The organism is Halomonas sp. BM-2019, from assembly GCF_017584085.1.
Genome location: NZ_CP071922.1, coordinates 3,311,156 through 3,311,533 on the forward strand (window position 1 = coordinate 3,311,156; position 378 = coordinate 3,311,533).

Sequence of the window (378 nt, forward strand, 5' to 3'; positions counted from 1 at the left end):
GACATGCTCCCGGGCCACCGCCGTCCCATCCGGCACGAAGCGACATCGCCGGCGGAAGCTGCCGGCGATGTCGCTGCTTCGGCAAGCGGCCCAGCCTTGGGCCGGGCCTGTCGTCAACCGTCGCGCTCCAGGTGGGCGACCCACGACTGGATGCCCGGCAGTCCGGCGGTGCCGGGCTCGAAGTCGGGGCCCATGTCCGGCAGCTCGTGGGCGATGCCCTTGTGGCAGTCGATGCAGGTCGCCTCCCCTTCCGCCAGGGTGGTGGAGTGGGCGCGGGCCGCCCGCGTGCTCTGCTGGGTGAAGTCCATGTGCTCGAACTCATGGCAGTTTCGGCACTCCAGGGAGTCGTTGGCGCGCAGCCGCGCCCACTCCCGCTCG

1 protein-coding gene is annotated in these 378 nt (G+C 71.7%); it reads right to left on the minus strand.

What is annotated here, in order from left to right; all coding sequences use genetic code 11:
- Positions 1-113: 113 nt before the first annotated feature.
- Positions 114-378 (minus strand): NapC/NirT family cytochrome c (locus J5F18_RS16470; protein ID WP_346299624.1); only part of this gene is annotated, 265 nt, incomplete at its 5' end.